At 66.3% G+C, this 15,173-nt stretch carries 12 protein-coding genes and 1 pseudogene; 11 read left to right on the forward strand and 2 right to left on the reverse strand.

Features of this window, described 5'->3' with window-relative positions; translation table 11 throughout:
• Nucleotides 1-75 precede the first annotated feature (75 nt).
• From istA to ACSQ3O_RS04440, 3 genes and pseudogenes are all read left to right on the forward strand, one after another.
• Nucleotides 76-1,722 (forward strand): IS21 family transposase, encoded by a 1,647-nt coding sequence (gene istA / locus ACSQ3O_RS04430; RefSeq protein WP_374258795.1) that lies wholly within the window; start codon nt 76-78, stop codon nt 1,720-1,722.
• A gap of 5 nt (nt 1,723-1,727) precedes the next feature.
• Entirely contained in the window at nt 1,728-2,492 is a 765-nt protein-coding gene (gene istB, locus ACSQ3O_RS04435; RefSeq protein WP_374258801.1) for an IS21-like element helper ATPase IstB, read from the forward strand.
• 65 nt (nt 2,493-2,557) lie between these two features.
• A pseudogene (locus ACSQ3O_RS04440) lies at nt 2,558-2,707 on the forward strand (LysR family transcriptional regulator); the annotation flags it as partial.
• Between the two features lie 34 nt (nt 2,708-2,741).
• Here ACSQ3O_RS04440 and petA read toward each other — a convergent pair.
• Nucleotides 2,742-3,371 (reverse strand): ubiquinol-cytochrome c reductase iron-sulfur subunit, encoded by a 630-nt coding sequence (gene petA, locus ACSQ3O_RS04445; protein WP_436137990.1) that lies wholly within the window; start codon nt 3,369-3,371, stop codon nt 2,742-2,744.
• A 320-nt stretch (nt 3,372-3,691) separates the two neighbouring features.
• On the opposite strand from petA, the gene ACSQ3O_RS04450 reads away from it, so the two are divergent.
• Nucleotides 3,692-5,026 (forward strand): sigma-54 interaction domain-containing protein, encoded by a 1,335-nt coding sequence (locus ACSQ3O_RS04450; protein ID WP_436137991.1) that lies wholly within the window; start codon nt 3,692-3,694, stop codon nt 5,024-5,026.
• Nucleotides 5,027-5,131: 105 nt separating this feature from the next.
• Here the strand turns inward: ACSQ3O_RS04450 and ACSQ3O_RS04455 are convergent, their stop codons facing one another.
• Complete coding sequence (locus ACSQ3O_RS04455; RefSeq protein WP_436137992.1) at nt 5,132-5,851, reverse strand: TetR family transcriptional regulator C-terminal domain-containing protein; 720 nt, start codon at nt 5,849-5,851, stop codon at nt 5,132-5,134.
• Nucleotides 5,852-6,034: 183 nt separating this feature from the next.
• On the opposite strand from ACSQ3O_RS04455, the gene ACSQ3O_RS04460 reads away from it, so the two are divergent.
• The 7 genes from ACSQ3O_RS04460 to ACSQ3O_RS04490 all read left to right on the forward strand — a co-directional run bounded on the left by ACSQ3O_RS04460 (nt 6,035) and on the right by ACSQ3O_RS04490 (nt 15,148).
• Nucleotides 6,035-6,184 carry a hypothetical protein gene (locus tag ACSQ3O_RS04460; protein WP_436137993.1) on the forward strand — a complete coding sequence of 50 codons (150 nt, stop codon included), beginning with the start codon at nt 6,035-6,037 and terminating at the stop codon, nt 6,182-6,184.
• Nucleotides 6,184-7,533 (forward strand): NAD(P)-dependent oxidoreductase, encoded by a 1,350-nt coding sequence (locus ACSQ3O_RS04465; protein ID WP_436137994.1) that lies wholly within the window; start codon nt 6,184-6,186, stop codon nt 7,531-7,533. Before ACSQ3O_RS04460 ends, ACSQ3O_RS04465 begins: the two co-directional genes overlap by 1 nt.
• Before the next feature lie 33 nt (nt 7,534-7,566).
• Nucleotides 7,567-8,880 (forward strand): NAD-dependent dihydropyrimidine dehydrogenase subunit PreA, encoded by a 1,314-nt coding sequence (gene preA, locus ACSQ3O_RS04470; RefSeq protein WP_436137995.1) that lies wholly within the window; start codon nt 7,567-7,569, stop codon nt 8,878-8,880.
• Between the two features lie 221 nt (nt 8,881-9,101).
• Nucleotides 9,102-10,559 (forward strand): NCS1 family nucleobase:cation symporter-1, encoded by a 1,458-nt coding sequence (locus tag ACSQ3O_RS04475; RefSeq protein ID WP_436137996.1) that lies wholly within the window; start codon nt 9,102-9,104, stop codon nt 10,557-10,559.
• 76 nt (nt 10,560-10,635) lie between these two features.
• The gene (hydA, locus tag ACSQ3O_RS04480; RefSeq protein ID WP_436137997.1) at nt 10,636-12,102 is read left to right on the forward strand and encodes a dihydropyrimidinase; all 1,467 of its coding nucleotides are present in this window, start codon (nt 10,636-10,638) and stop codon (nt 12,100-12,102) included.
• Nucleotides 12,103-12,247: 145 nt separating this feature from the next.
• Complete coding sequence (locus tag ACSQ3O_RS04485) at nt 12,248-13,504, forward strand: Zn-dependent hydrolase (protein ID WP_436137998.1); 1,257 nt, start codon at nt 12,248-12,250, stop codon at nt 13,502-13,504.
• A 120-nt stretch (nt 13,505-13,624) separates the two neighbouring features.
• On the forward strand, nt 13,625-15,148 hold the full coding sequence (locus ACSQ3O_RS04490; RefSeq protein WP_436137999.1) for a methyl-accepting chemotaxis protein: 1,524 nt from the start codon (nt 13,625-13,627) through the stop codon (nt 15,146-15,148).
• The last annotated feature ends 25 nt before the right edge of the window (nt 15,149-15,173 follow it).

A 15,173-nucleotide genomic window follows, 5' to 3' on the forward strand; every position in this document is an offset into this window, starting at 1 on the left:
GGTGAGTCAGGCGCCTCAGCTCTGACGTGCAGGACGTAACTTCCACCCCCTTGATCACAAGGGGGGATTCACGAGGTGAACGTCTTGAAGCCACATCTACAAACCACGATCTGGACGCTCCTGCGCGCGGGTAACACCCAGCGCGAGATTGAGCGCCGCACCGGCATCTCCCGCCACACCATCCGCGCCTGGGCTAAGCGCTTTGAGGCCCAGGGCGATCCGCCGCCCCCGTCGCCTGACGATTCAAACTGCCCCGGGGTGGCCACCGACCTGGTTGTGCCCCTGGCCAGCCAAACTGCTCCACCCCGGCCACCGGCTTTACTGCTGGCGCCTGCGCCGGCGGCCACCTCGCTGTGTGAGCCCCACCGCGCCTTCATCGAAGCTCAGTTGCGCTTGGGCCGCAATGCCACGGCCATCTACCAGGACCTGGTCGATGCCCACGGCTTTGCTGCACGCTACAACTCCGTCAAACGCTTCGTGGCGCGCATCCGGGTGCGTGAGCCTGAGCAGTTCGACCGCCTGAGCTTCCTGCCCGGCGAGGAGATGCAGGTGGACTTCGGCGAAGGCGCGCCCACCCGCGTGCCCGGCACCGACCGCTGGCGCAAGCCACGCCTGTTCGTGGCCACGCTTCGGTATTCGCGCCGCAGTTTCCGCCGCGTGGTCTGGAATTCTGGCCAACAGGTCTGGGCCGAACTGCACGAACAAGCCTGGCGCTACTTTGGCGGCTCGTGCCGATACGTGGTCCTGGACAACCTCAAGGAAGGCGTGCTCAAGCCCGACCTGTACGAGCCCGAGCTCAACCCCGTGTACGCCGCCACCCTGGCACACTACGAGGTCGTGGCCGACCCGGCGCGGGTACGTGACCCCAACCGCAAGGGCAGTGTCGAGAATGCCATTGGTCACACTCAGGCCACGGCACTCAAGGGCAAGCGCTTCGAGACCATTGAAGAACAGAACACCTACCTGGAGCACTGGGAGACCAAGTGGGCGGCCTCTCGCATCCACGGCTCAGAGCGCCGCCAGGTACAGGCCATGTTCGAAGAAGAGCGGCCCCACCTGCAGCCCTTGCCCACGCTGCCCATGGCGTACTTCCGTGACGAGCAGCGCACCGTGTGCGACGACGGCTGCGTGCGCGTGGCCCATTGCAGCTACGCCGCGCGGCCGGCGCACATTGGCACCAAGGTGCTGGTGCGCATCTTCGAGCGCCGCCTGGAGATTCGCGACCTACAGACCCAGGCCCTGCTGCGCACGCACACCTTGGCCGAGCGGCCAGGCACCGTGGTGCTGCCCATGGACGAGCGCGTCTTCAACCCCTCCCGCGAGACCCTCCACATCCTCAAGCAGGCCGATGCCATCGGCGTGGACGCCGCCCGGCTGTGCCAGATGCTGTTTGCCATCGAAGGCCGTGTGGGCCAGCGCAAGCTGTGGGGCATCGTGCACCTGGCCGACCGCTATCCACGCCAGATGGTCAACACCGCCTGTGCCCAGGCCATCGACGACGGTGTGCACAGCTACCGCCACGTCAAGGCCATCACCGAACGCCTGGTGGCGCAGGCTCTGGCCCAACTCGATGCCGCCCCGACAGCGACGCAGGCCGCACCCGCGAGCACCACGCAAACGCACGACCTCATCCGCAACCCACAGGAGTACGGCGAACTCTTCGCCATGGCCACAGCGGCCACGACACCCGCCATCACACCTCAAGGAGATTTCTTCGCATGACCGCCATGACCCCCCACGACATCGAGGCCACCCTGCGCAAGCTGCGCCTGTCAGGCATGGCTGAGACCCTGCAGACGCGCCTGATGCAGGCCCAGGCCGCTCAGGAGCCCTTTCTGGATACGCTCTCAGCCTTGCTGCAAGACGAACTCGACCGACGCCACAGCAGGCTGATGGCACGTCGCTTCAAGCTCTCCGGCCTGGATGAGAAGCCCTCCCTGGCCGACTTCGACTGGCGCTTCAACCCAAAGCTGCCGCGCGCAGCCTGCTTCGAGTTGCACACCTTGAAGTTCCTCAGCGAAGGCGCCAACGCCCTGATCGTAGGCAAGCCCGGCACCGGCAAGAGCCACATCGCCAAGGCCGTGGCCTACCAAGCCACCTTGCTCGGTCATGACGTGTCCTACATCGAAGCTGACAGCGAGTTCGCTCGCTATGCGCTGGCCGACGCCGACGAGCGCGCCAGTCTGCTCAAGGGCTGGGTGGCGGCCGACTTGCTGGTGCTCGATGACCTGTTCCTGGCAAGGCGCATCAGCGAGCATGCCGCCGAGTTGCTGCAGGCCCTGGTCCACCAGCGTTACAAGCTGCGCCGCTCCATCGTCATCACCTCCAACCGCGTCGTGCAGGACTGGGGTCGCTACCTGGGCGACGCGACCATGGCCACCACCATCCTCGATCGCCTCATGCACCGCTGCGCCATGCTGGAGTTCGAGGGCAAGAGCTACAGGCTCAAAGAGGCTGCTGCACGCCTGATCATCACCTCAGACCCCGCATAATCACCCCGTCCTGCCTGGAGCAGTTTGACTGGCCAACAGTGGAGCAGTTTGGGGTGGCCATCGGGGCCTCTGCTGTGCCGCTGGACCCGCGCATCCGCATGCTGCCCCTGCAGCGCCCGCTCTGGCGCCCGCTGGGCATTGCCCACCGCGAAGGCGGCGTGGAGCCTGCCACCCAGCATGTGCTGGATGTGCTGTGGCAGCAAAAGCAGGCCTGATGCGACCGGGGCGTGGGTTGCCAGCGCCGATCCCTCAGGCGCTGTCATCACCAATCAGCAGGCGGGTGTCCGACACGTAGTGGTGGGGCGGCACTTCCAGGTTGACGGGCGCTGGCTTGTTCTTGAACACGCGACCCGCCAGGTCGAAGGTGGAGCCATGGCAAGGGCAGAAGAAACCCCCTTGCCAGTCGGGCACCACGCTGGGGTGGGCCGTGCCCGCGGGGATGGCGCTGGGCGAGCAACCCAGGTGGGTGCAGATGCCCACGGCCACTAGAAGTTCGGGGCGGATGGAGCGTGCCGGGTTGCGGGCGTAGGCGGGCTGCTGGTCTTTCTGCGATGTGGGGTCGGCCAGGGCCGGGTCCAGCTGGGGCAGGGCGGCCAGCATGTCGGGCGTGCGCCGCAGGATCCACACCGGTTTGCCGCGCCACTCCACTGTGGCCAGCCCGCCCGGCGGCAGGTCGCTGATGTCCACCTCCACGCTGGCACCCAGGGCCCGCGCCCGCTCACTGGGCGCGAGGCTAGACACCAGGGGGATCGCCACCCCGGCGGCGGCCAGGCCGCCAGCGGCTGCGGCCAGCAGCACCATCTGGCGGCGTTCGGTGGGGGCCGGGTTGTCGATAGCGGGGACAAGTGCGGCAGGGGAGGGCAGGAGTGTGGAGGGCATGGCGACTTTCCAGTGTTCGAGAGGGAGGTGGAGCAGGCGGGGGCGCGACCAGAGGGGATACAAAATCGTCCGGCGGCTGTTCCGGTCTGGCTTTCTCTTGGCAATTGGCGTGCCACCGAGGCGCCGGGCGGAAAACCGTTGTGAATCAACGGGGTGCCGAAATTTTTCGCGTGCCCAGGGATACGAGCTACTGCCAAAACACTGCCAACCGACTGCCAGGTGCAGACGCCATGGCATAGATCAAAGCCAGGGAGCCCGAACTCGGGCACCGTAGGGCCTTCGGCGCTCTGCCTTGTGCTCCGTCTGCACCACATCCATCCATGGCCAGCCCCCACCTCCCGCCGCCCGAACTGGTGTCGTTCCTCGACGGTCTGCCCGACCCCCACATCCTGCTGGACGGTGCCTACCGCATCCTGGCGGCCAATGCGGCCTACCGGCAGCAGTTTGGCGGCGGTGCCCCTGTGGTGGGCCGCCGCTGCCATGAGGTGTCGCACCATGCCAGCCTGCCCTGCGACCAGGCGGGCGAGTCCTGCCCCCTGGCGCAGGCGCGCCAGTCGGGCCAGCGCGAACATGTGCTGCACCTGCACCACACGCCGCAGGGCGAGGAATATGTGCAGATCGCGCTCGCGCCCATCCGGGGGGCTGACGGGCAGGCCGCCTTCTTCGTCGAGAAGATGGTGCCGCTGCCCCTGGCGGCCCCCACCCTGCCCGGCGTGCCGGGCCTGGTCGGGCGCTCGCCAGCGTTCCAGCGCATGCTGGCGCTGGTGGCGCGTGCGGCACCCGCGCGGGCAGCCGTGCTGCTGCTGGGTGAATCTGGCACCGGCAAGGAGCTGGTGGCCCGGGCGCTGCACCAGGGCAGCCCCCGGGCCACACGCGCCCTGGTGCCGGTGGATTGCGCCAGCCTGTCCGAAAGCCTGTTCGAGGCCGAGCTGTTCGGGCACGAGAAGGGCGCCTTCACCGGCGCGGCCCAGGCCCGGGCCGGGCTGGTGGAGGTGGCGGACGGTGGCACGCTGTTTCTGGACGAGGTGGGCGACATCCCCCTGCCCCAGCAGGTCAAGCTGCTGCGCCTGCTGGAGACCGGCACCTACCGCCGTGTGGGCAGCACCGAGCTGCGGCATGCCGACCTGCGTGTGGTGTCGGCCACCCACCGCCACCTGCCGCGTCTGGTGGCCGAGGGGCGCTTCCGCGAAGACCTGTACTACCGCCTGGGCACCTTCCCCGTCCTCCTGCCGCCCCTGCGCGAGCGGCAGGAGGACATCGCGCTGCTGGCGCAGGCGCTGCTCGACCGCCTGGCACCTGCCCACCGCGCGCTGCGCCTGTCCGAAGCCGCTGTGGCCGTGCTGCAGGCGCAGCCCTACCCGGGCAACGTGCGCGAGCTGCGCAACCTGCTGGAACGCGCCGCCCTGCTGTGCGACCACACGCTGATCGATGCCGAACATGTGCACCAGGCGCTGGCCTGTGGCCTGCCAGCCTTGGCGGATGGTGCGGGTGCAACACATGCCTCCGCCCCGCCGGACGACGCCACCCTGCGCCAGGCGCTCGCCAGCCACCGGGGCAGCCGTGCGGCGCTGGCGCGGCAACTGGGCATCAGCGAACGTTCGCTGTACCGGCGGCTCAGGGCGCTGGTGCCGCCGGTGAGAGGGGAGGTTGGATAAAAATTGGCCTTCTGCGCGCGACCATATTGGCTTTTAAGCTATTAAATATATAGCATTCAGGCTTTGGCCCGCTGGATGGCTTCGCCACCATGCCGCTTTCAGCGCTCAGACCACCGCGTCGGGCGACAGCGCGCTCAACACCATGCGCACGATCAGTTCCTCGGCCTTCTCGTAGTCGCGCTCGGTCAGTGCGGGTTTGCCCAGCAGCAGGGCGAACTGCGCTTCCTGCTCCGCATACGCCTGCGTGACCGACCAGATGATGAACATCAGGTGTGTGAAATTGACCTTGGCAATGCGGCCCTCGCGCGCCCAGCGTTCGAAGGTGCGCACCTCGGTCTTGAGCAGCGGCGCCACCCGCTCGGTGATGGCCGTGCCATAGCGTGGTGCACCCGCAATCACCTCTTTGGTGAACACCTTGGCGCCCTGGGGCCGGGTGCGCGAGTAGTGCAGCTTGGCGCGGATGTAGCGCCGCAGCGCCTGCTGCGGGTCGTCGCTGTGCGACAGGTCTTCCATGCCCGCCAGCCACTGGGTGAGCACGTCGTCCAGCACCCGCTGGTACAGCGCCTCCTTGCTCGGGAAGTAGTACAGCAGGTTGTGGCGGCTGATGCCCGCAGCGGCGGCAATGTTCTCCAGTGAGGCGCCCTCGAAGCCGAATTGGGCGAAGTGGTTCTCGGCCTCGGTGAGGATGCCCTGCTCCTTGGCCAGGCGCGAGGCCTTGGGTGCGCGGGGCGCCACCTCGTCACCAGGGGCGGTGCGTCGCACCTGGGGGGATCGGGGCTTGCGGAGGGCGGAGGGGGCTTGGGGCGGGCGGGCGGCGGCAGTCATTGCACCATTGTGGAACAAGCCGGGGCCTGAAAACTGGCAAATCGCTGGCGCGGGGCTGGCACGCGGTTTGCTCTAGGGATTTTACCAATTGGTAAATTTTTACGCGTTGGTAAATTGACCCACAACGCAGGGCACCGCTGCACCAAAGCAGCGGGCACCTGCCACCCCACAGCGAGGACCACGATGAAACCTCCGAAGTTTGCGGGTACCAGCATTCACGCTGGTGCCGCATTGGTTGGCGCCACTGGCTGGCGTTCCAACGCCGCGCGGCGTGCGCTTGCACGCCCCATGGGCGCCCAGACCCCCACCCTGACCCCCTCGGAGGAAACCTGATGGACACACCCGCAAGCCGTGCCTGCGGCATTCATGCCGCACGCCTGAACCTGGCCGACTACGCCGTCAACTTTGGCGACGCACACCCACCGCTCACCCGGGCGCAGGCGCTGATCGAGGCCGAGCGCTGCTACTACTGCCACGACGCCCCCTGCGCCACGGCCTGCCCCACGGGCATCGACATCCCCTCGTTCATCCACCGCATTGCGCAGGACAACAACCGGGGCGCCGCCCGCGCCATCCTGGAGGCCAACCCGCTGGGCGGTATGTGCGCCCGCGTGTGCCCCACCGAGGTGCTGTGCGAACAGGCCTGCGTGCGCAACACCAACGAAGACAAGCCGGTGGAGATCGGCTCGCTGCAGCGCTACGCCACCGACGCATTTTTTGAAAAGCCCGGTGCACCGCTGTTCCAGCGCGCAGCCGCCACCGGCAAGCGCGTGGCCGTGGTGGGCGCCGGGCCTGCGGGCCTGGCCTGCGCACATGGCCTGGCCGTGCGTGGGCATGACGTGGTGCTGTTCGAGGCACGCCCCAAGCTCGGCGGCCTCAATGAATATGGCCTGGCCAGCTACAAGACCTCCAACAACTTTGCGCAGAAGGAAGTGGAGTGGCTGCTGTCCATCGGCGGCATTGAAGTGCGCACCGGCCAGCAGCTGGGCCGCGATATCACGCTCGACAGCCTGCTGGACGCCTACGACGCCGTGTTCCTGGGGCTGGGCCTGCAGGGCGTGAACGCGCTGGGCGTGGCCGAGCCCACGGCCTCCGGCTTGCGCAATGCGGTGGATTTCATCGCCGAGCTGCGCCAGAGCACTGATCTCTCGACGCTGCCCGTGGGTCGCCGAGTGGTGGTGATTGGCGGCGGCATGACGGCGGTGGATGCCGCCGTGCAGTCGCGCAAGCTGGGCGCCGACGAAGTGACCATCGTCTACCGCCGGGGCGCTGAGGCCATGTCGGCATCGGCTGTGGAGCAGCAGTGGGCGCAGACAAATGGCGTGACCATTCGCCACTGGGCCGCACCGAAAGAGGTGCTGAGCGAAGGCGGCGCGGTGAAGGGCGTGCGCTTCGCCGCCACGGCGCTCAGCGGCGGCAAGCTGGTGGAAACCGGCGAGACCTTCACGCTCGATGCGGACATGGTGCTCAAGGCCATCGGCCAGACCTTTGTGGCCGAGCCCGTGGGCAAGAGCATTGCACTGGAGGGCGGGCGCATCGCCACCGATGCCGAAGGCCAGACCAGCCTGGCGCGTGTGTGGGCGGGTGGCGACTGCCGCGTGGGCGGCCGCGACCTCACGGTGGAGGCGGTGGAGCACGGCAAGGTCGCCGCTGTTTCCATCCACGCCGCATTGATGGCTTGAACCCCTTCACCCCAGTTTTCACGGGAGTACCCCATGGCAGACATTCGCAGCAATTTTCTGGGAATCCAAAGTCCCAACCCCTTCTGGCTGGCCTCCGCACCACCCACCGACAAAGAGATCAACGTCACCCGCGCCTTCGAGGCGGGCTGGGGCGGTGTGGTGTGGAAGACGCTGGGCGAAGACCCGGCGGTCGTCAACGTCAACGGCCCGCGCTACTCCACGCTCATGTCGCAAGACCGCCGCGTGATCGGCCTGAACAACATCGAGCTGATCACTGACCGGCCGCTGCACACCAACCTCGAAGAGATCAAACGCGTCAAACGCAACTGGCCGGACCGGGCCATGATCGTCTCGCTCATGGTGCCCTGCGTGGAAGAGAGCTGGAAGAACATCCTGCCGCTGGTGGAGGACACCGGTGCTGATGGCATCGAACTCAACTTCGGCTGCCCGCACGGCATGAGCGAGCGCGGTATGGGCGCGGCCGTCGGCCAGGTGCCTGAATACATCCAGATGGTCACGGCCTGGTGCAAGCACTACAGCAAGCTGCCCGTGATCGTGAAGCTCACGCCCAACATCACCGACGTGCGCCAGCCTGCGCGCGCCGCCAAGGCGGGCGGGGCGGATGCGGTGTCGCTCATCAACACCATCAACTCCATCATGGGGGTGGACCTGGACCGCATGGTCATGAGCCCGAGCACCGACGGCTGGGGCTCGCACGGCGGCTACTGCGGCCCGGCCGTCAAGCCTATCGCGCTCAACATGGTGGCGGAGATTGCGCGCGACGCACAGACCGCCGGTCTGCCCATCAGCGGCATTGGCGGCATCACCACCTGGCGCGATGCGGCCGAGTACATCGCGCTGGGCTGCGGCACGGTGCAGGTGTGCACGGCGGCCATGGTGTACGGCTTCAAGATCGTGCAGGACATGTGCGACGGCCTGTCCAACTTCATGGACGAGCACGGCTACGCCACGCTCGACGACTTCAAAGGCCAGGCCGTGCCCACGGTCAAGGACTGGAAGAACCTCAACCTCAATCACATTGAAAAAGCCGTCATCAACCAGGACGCCTGCATCCAGTGCGGCCGCTGCCATGTGGTGTGCGAAGACACCTCGCACCAGGCCATCACCTTCACCAAGGAAGGCGGCGTGCGCAAGTTCGAAATCAACGAGGCCGAGTGCGTGGGCTGCAACCTCTGCGTGTCGATCTGCCCCGTGCCCGAGTGCATCACCATGCGCGCGCTGGAGCCCGGCGAGGTCGATGTGCGCACGGGTAAGAAGGTGACGGGCGAATACGCCAACTGGACCACGCACCCCAACAACCCGCAGCGCGTGTCTGCAGCCGCTTGATATGTGCCCCTGCGAGCTTGTGCCACCGACCCCGCAAAGCGTTGTGACAGCACCCGTTGTGGTGCCGATTTGCAACGCATGCTGCACTGCATCTGGTGCAGTTCTTGCGTGATCTCTAGCATCGCTCGCTTCCCTTTGCCCGCCATCTGCCAGCGTGAGGGCGCTAGACCAGACAGCGGGTTGTGTGCAACCCTAACGACGTCTTTGACAGGAGTACAGGCATGACCAACAGTACCGGCAGCGCGGCCCATGTGGCGGGGCTGATGCCCGGCGATGCATCCAACACGCTCGCCAATGAAGATCTGCTCCCCACCACCGCCGCGCAGCGACACTGGACGTGGAAGGACTTTGCCGCACTCTGGGTGGGCATGGTTGTGTGTGTGCCCACCTACACCATGGCCAGCTCCATGCTGGACCAGGGCTTCACCTGGCAGATGGCGGTGTGGCTGGTGTTCCTGGCCAACTGCATCGTGCTCATTCCCATGGTGCTGATCGGTCGCGTGGGGCCCAAATATGGTGTGCCGTTCCCGGTGCTGGCGCGCGCTTCGTTCGGTGTGAAAGGCGCCAATCTGCCGGCCGTGTTGCGCGGCCTGGTGGCGTGTGGCTGGTTCTCCATCAACTGCTACTTTGGCGCGCTGGCGCTGCATGGCTTCCTGAATATCCTGGGCATGGGGCTCGCGGGCCCGGCCGAGGGGCAGACCATCAGCACCTCGCAGTTCATGTGTTTCCTGGCGTTCTGGGCAGTGCACATCTACTTCATCTGGAAGGGGCCTGAATCCATCCGCAAGCTCGAAGTGATTGCCGCGCCTCTGATGATCATTGCGTCCATCGTGCTGGTGGTGGTGCTGATGATGAAGGTGCCCTCGGGTCAACTCTTCAACCTGCCTGCCAAGGTGGTCGAAGGTGGCCCCAAGACCTGGGCGGCATTGACCGGCCTGGTCGGCTTCTGGGCCACGCTGGCGCTCAACATTCCGGACTTCACACGGTTCGCCAAGACGCAGAAGGACCAGGTCATGGGCCAGGCGATTGGCCTGCCGATTCCCATGGCGCTGTTCTCCATGGTGGGTGTGATTGGCTTCTCGGCATCGGCCATCCTGTACGGCAAGGCGCAACTGTTCCCCGATGGCCTGCTCACGCAAATGGGCAGCGTGGCCGCAGGCCTGGGTCTGCTGGTGATCTTGCTGGCCAACCTCACGACCAACGTGGCCGCCAATCTGGTGTCTCCGTCGTATGACTTCAGCCAGTGCGCGCCGTCCAAGATCAGCTTCCGCATGGGTGGCCTGATCGCTGCGCTGATTGGCCTGGTGTTCATGCCCTGGAAGCTGCTGGCAACGTCGGGCGGCTATTTGTTCACCTGGCTGGGCGGCTATGGCACGTTGCTGGGCGCCATTGCGGGCATCCTGCTGGTGGACTACTACCTGGTGCGCAAGAGCGAGCTGAAGGTGGACGACCTGTACCGCCGTGGCGGTGAATACGAGTACAGCAACGGCTGGAACCTGCAGGCGCTGATTGCCTTTGCGCTGGGCGTGCTGCCCTGCCTGCCCGGTTACCTGGCCGTGTCCGGTGTGATCGATAAAGCGGCTGTTTCCGGCCTGTTGCTGTCCTTGTTCGACTTTGGCTGGTTCTTCAGCCTGGCAGTGGCCGGCACCTACTACTACCTGACTGCCAAGAAGAAGTAACCCCTTGGCCCTGCCTGGGCCTGGTGCCAGCGCAGGGCCTTTTTTGATCTGAACCTTATCCCTGAAGGAGACCCCCATGAGCCAAGCTACTACCCAAGCTCTGGTGATCCGCGGTGGCACCGTGGTCAACGCCGACCGTGAACAGCGCGCCGATGTGTTGTGCGTCGATGGCCGCATCGTGGCCGTGGGGGAGGACGCTGCGGCCCAGGCCCCTGCGGGTGCGCAGATGCTGGATGCCAGCGGCCAGTACGTGCTGCCCGGCGGCATCGACCCGCACACGCACATGCAATTGCCGTTCATGGGCACCGTCACCATGGACGACTTCTTCACCGGCACGGCGGCCGCGCTGGCGGGCGGCACCACGAGCATCATCGACTTCGTGATCCCCGACCCGCAAGAGCCGCTGATGGACGCCTACCGCAAGTGGCGCGGCTGGGCGGAGAAGTCAGCGGCTGACTATTCCTTCCACGTCGCTGTCACCTGGTGGAGCGAGCAGGTGCGCGCCGACATGGGCACGCTGGTGCAGCAAGAAGGCGTGAACAGCTTCAAGCACTTCATGGCCTACAAGAACGCCATCATGTGCGACGACGAAACCCTGGTGAACAGCTTCAAGCGCGCGCTGGAGCTGGGCGCCATGCCCACGGTGCATGCCGAAAACGGCGAGCTGGTCTACCTGCTGCAGCAAGAGGTCGCCAAGATGGGCATCACCGGCCCCGAGGGTCACCCGCTGTCGCGCCCGCCCATGGTCGAGGCCGAGGCCGCCAACCGCGCCATCGCCATTGCCGACGTGCTGGGCGTGCCCATCTACGTGGTGCATGTGAGCTGCATGGAATCGGCCGACGCCATTGCCCGTGCCCGCGCACGCGGCCAGCGCGTGTACGGCGAGGTGCTGGCGGGCCACCTGCTGGTGGACGACAGCGTGTACCGCGACCCCGACTTTGCCAAGGCCGCCGCCTACGTGATGAGCCCACCCTTCCGCCCCAAGGGCCACCAGGAGGCGTTGTGGCGCGGCCTGCAGTCGGGCCAGCTGCACACCACCGCGACGGACCACTGCACCTTCTGCGCCGCGCAAAAGGCCATGGGCAAGGAGAACTTCGCCAAGATTCCCAACGGCACGGGCGGCGTGGAAGAGCGCATGGCCGCGCTGTGGGATGGCGGCGTGAACACCGGGCGCCTCACGCCCAGCGAGTTCGTTGCCATCACCTCGGCCAACGCGGCCAAGCTGTTCAACATCTACCCGAAGAAGGGCTACATCGGCGAAGGTGCCGACGCCGACCTGGTGCTGTGGGACCCTGAGGGGACCAAGACCTTCTCGGCCAAGACCCAGTTCAGCAAGGGCGACTTCAACATCTTTGAAGGCCGCACCGTGCGCGGCATCCCCAGCCACACCGTGAGCCAGGGCCGCGTGGTGTTTGCCAACGGCGACCTGCGCGCCGAGCAGGGCAAGGGCCGCTACATCAAGCGCCCGGCGTTTGGCGCCAACTTTCAGGCCGTGCAAAAGCGCGCGCAGGACCTGGCCCCTACGGCGGTGGCGCGCAACTAACGACGAGTTCCGTTTCAACGGCGCACAACTCCCCCCAGCCCGTTCAGCCTGAGCCTGTCGAAGGCCGTCACCGCCCTGGCCTCGACAGGCTCAGCCCGAACGGGTGGTGAATGCATTGGCATCCCAGACATCCCCGGAGAACCCCATGGACACCCAAGTCAAACCCAACATCGACAACCTGCGCATCAACGGCGAGCGCCTGTGGGATTCGCTCATGGAGCTGGCGCAGATCGGCGCCACGCCCAAGGGCGGCGTGTGCCGCTTGACCCTCACTGACCTGGACAAGCAGGGCCGCGACCTCGTCACCCGCTGGGCACGCGAGGCGGGCATGACGGTGACCATCGACAAGATCGGCAACGGCTTCATGCGCCGCCCCGGCCGCAACAACAGCCTGCCGCCCATCATGACCGGCAGCCACATCGACACCCAGCCCACGGGCGGCAAGTTCGACGGCAACTACGGTGTGCTCGCGGGCATCGAGGTGGTCCGCACGCTGAATGACCATGGCATCGAAACCGAAGCACCCATCGAGGTGGCTTTCTGGACCAACGAAGAAGGATCGCGCTTTGTGCCCGTGATGATGGGATCGGGCGTGTTCGCCAAAGCCTTCACGTTGGAGCACGCCTATGCCGCCACCGACACCGAAGGCAAGACGGTGAAGGGCGAGCTGGAGCGCATCGGCTACATCGGCGACCAGGAGCCCGGCGACCACCCCATTGGCGCGTACTTCGAGACCCACATCGAGCAAGGCCCGGTGCTGGAAGACAACGACAAAACCATCGGTGTGGTCAGCGGCGTGCTGGGCATCCGCTGGTTTGACTGCACGGTGACCGGCATGGAAGCCCACGCCGGCCCCACGCCCATGGCCCTGCGCAAGGACGCGATGCTGGCCGCCACGCGCATCATGCAGGACGTGGTGGCGGCAGCCCACCGTCACCCGCCCCACGGGCGTGGCACCGTGGGCATGGTGCAGGTCTTCCCCAACAGCCGCAACGTGATTCCGGGCCGGGTCAAGTTCAGCATCGACCTGCGCAACAGCACCGATGCACTGGTGGACGCCATGGCTGCCGAGGTCAAGGCCTTTGCCGATCAGGTGGCCCAAGAACACGGTGTGCAGGTGCACATCGAGATGGTGTCCAGCTACCCCGCACAGCTGTTCCAGCCCGAGTGCGTGGAGGCCGTGGGCCGCGCCGCCGCCAAGCTGGGCTACAGCCACATGCCCGCCGTCTCGGGTGCGGGGCACGATGCTGTCTACATGGCCAAGCTCGCGCCCAGCGGCATGATCTTCATCCCCTGCAAGGACGGCATCAGCCACAACGAGATCGAGGATGCGAAACCCGAGCACATCGAGGCGGGGTGCAATGTGTTGCTGCATGCCATGCTGGAGCGGGCCGGGACCTGATCTGGCGCGGCCAGACGGGGCTCCGCGCCCCAGGTTTTAGGCCACCACGCCCACAGGATATGGGCCACGTTGTATCTTCTGGTTACTTTCAATTTCGTATTCCGAGAAGAGGACAGGTCCATGAAGCTCAAAACCCGCATCCTGTGGCTGTGTGCCGCCACGCTCCTGGGCCTGGTCGTGCTGTCGGCCATGGCGCTGACCACGCTCTACCAGTCGATGATGAAAGAGCGCACGGCGCAGCTGTCCAACCTGGTGGTGCTGGCCCATGCGGCCGCCCAGAAGTCGCACGAAAAAGAGAAGAGCGGTGCGCTCTCGCGCGAAGACGCCATCAAGGAAGCCACCCAGACCATCGGCAGTTTTGTGGACAAGGACAAATACTTCTTTGTCCGGGGCTTCACGAACGATGTGAACTACGTGCACCCCAACCCCAAGCGCATCGGCATCGTCGATGAAAAAGGCGGCAAGGAGGCGGGCGTGCGCTACCGCGCCGCGCTGCAGGGCGTAACCGTGGGCACCGTGACGGCGCCCGGCACGCGCCCCGGTGCCAAGGAGCCGGTGGACAAGCTCTACGCCATCATCAAGTTCGAGCCCTGGGACTGGATCATCGGCTTTGGCGACTATGTGGACGACATCGAAAACGCCTTCTGGCGCAACACGGCCATCCTGCTGTCCATCGGCGCGGTGCTGATGCTCATCGTGGCGCTGATGGCCTGGCAGATGCTGCGCACGCTGGTGCACCAGCTTGGCGGCGAGCCGCAGTACGCGGCCGAGGTGGTCACCCAGATCGCCGAAGGCAACCTCGCCGTGGACGTGCAGACGCTGCCCGGCGACACCACCAGCATCCTGCATGCCATCCGCGCCATGCGCGACAACCTCTCGCACCTGGTGAAGCAGGTGCGCGACAGCACCGACTCCATCAACACCGCGTCCTCCGAAATTGCCGCAGGCAATGGCGACCTGTCAGCCCGCACCGAGTCGCAGGCCAGCGCGCTGCAGGAGACAGCGGCCTCGATGGAGCAGCTCACCTCCACCGTGCAGCAGAACGCGGCCAACGCCAAACGGGCCGATGAGCTGGCCCGCTCGGCATCCGACATGGCCGTGCGCGGCGGCGACGTGGTGCAGCAGGTGGTCGGCACCATGGGCTCCATCGACCAGTCCTCGCGCAAGATCGTGGACATCATCAGCGTGATCGACGGTATTGCGTTCCAGACCAACATCCTTGCGCTCAACGCTGCGGTGGAAGCGGCCCGCGCCGGTGAGCAGGGCCGGGGTTTTGCCGTGGTGGCCAGCGAGGTGCGCAGCCTGGCCCAGCGCAGCGCGGCCGCAGCCAAGGAGATCAAGGGCCTGATCGATGACTCCGTGGCCAAGGTGGGTGTGGGCACCCAGTTGGTGGAGCAGGCCGGCGCCACCATGGGCGAGGTGGTGGCGGGCGTGAAAAGCGTGACCACCATGGTCGCCGAGATCAGCGCCGCCAGCGGCGAACAAAGCGCGGGCATTGCCCAGGTCAACCAGGCCATCTCGCAGATGGACCAGAGCACGCAACAGAACGCGGCGCTGGTGGAGGAAGCCCTGGCAGCTGCCCAGTCGCTGAGCCAGCAAGCCGTGGCGTTGTCGCAGACCGTGGGGCAATTCCGCGTGGCCTGACCCCGGAGGCGGGCAGGGCAGGCGA

It is taken from the genome of Acidovorax sp. LjRoot74 (assembly GCF_964254355.1).
In the GTDB taxonomy this organism is placed as follows: domain Bacteria; phylum Pseudomonadota; class Gammaproteobacteria; order Burkholderiales; family Burkholderiaceae_C; genus Acidovorax.

Coding starts and splice junctions, on each gene's coding strand:
- istB (WP_374258801.1), top strand. CDS start 1,728: ATGACCCCCCACGACATCGAGGCCACCCTGCGCAAGCTGCGCCTGTCA.
- ACSQ3O_RS04485 (WP_436137998.1), top strand. CDS start 12,248: ATGGACACCCAAGTCAAACCCAACATCGACAACCTGCGCATCAACGGC.
- petA (WP_436137990.1), bottom strand. CDS start 3,371: ATGCCCTCCACACTCCTGCCCTCCCCTGCCGCACTTGTCCCCGCTATC.
- ACSQ3O_RS04450 (WP_436137991.1), top strand. CDS start 3,692: ATGGCCAGCCCCCACCTCCCGCCGCCCGAACTGGTGTCGTTCCTCGAC.
- ACSQ3O_RS04465 (WP_436137994.1), top strand. CDS start 6,184: ATGGACACACCCGCAAGCCGTGCCTGCGGCATTCATGCCGCACGCCTG.
- ACSQ3O_RS04475 (WP_436137996.1), top strand. CDS start 9,102: ATGACCAACAGTACCGGCAGCGCGGCCCATGTGGCGGGGCTGATGCCC.
- ACSQ3O_RS04460 (WP_436137993.1), top strand. CDS start 6,035: ATGAAACCTCCGAAGTTTGCGGGTACCAGCATTCACGCTGGTGCCGCA.
- ACSQ3O_RS04490 (WP_436137999.1), top strand. CDS start 13,625: ATGAAGCTCAAAACCCGCATCCTGTGGCTGTGTGCCGCCACGCTCCTG.
- hydA (WP_436137997.1), top strand. CDS start 10,636: ATGAGCCAAGCTACTACCCAAGCTCTGGTGATCCGCGGTGGCACCGTG.
- preA (WP_436137995.1), top strand. CDS start 7,567: ATGGCAGACATTCGCAGCAATTTTCTGGGAATCCAAAGTCCCAACCCC.
- ACSQ3O_RS04455 (WP_436137992.1), bottom strand. CDS start 5,851: ATGACTGCCGCCGCCCGCCCGCCCCAAGCCCCCTCCGCCCTCCGCAAG.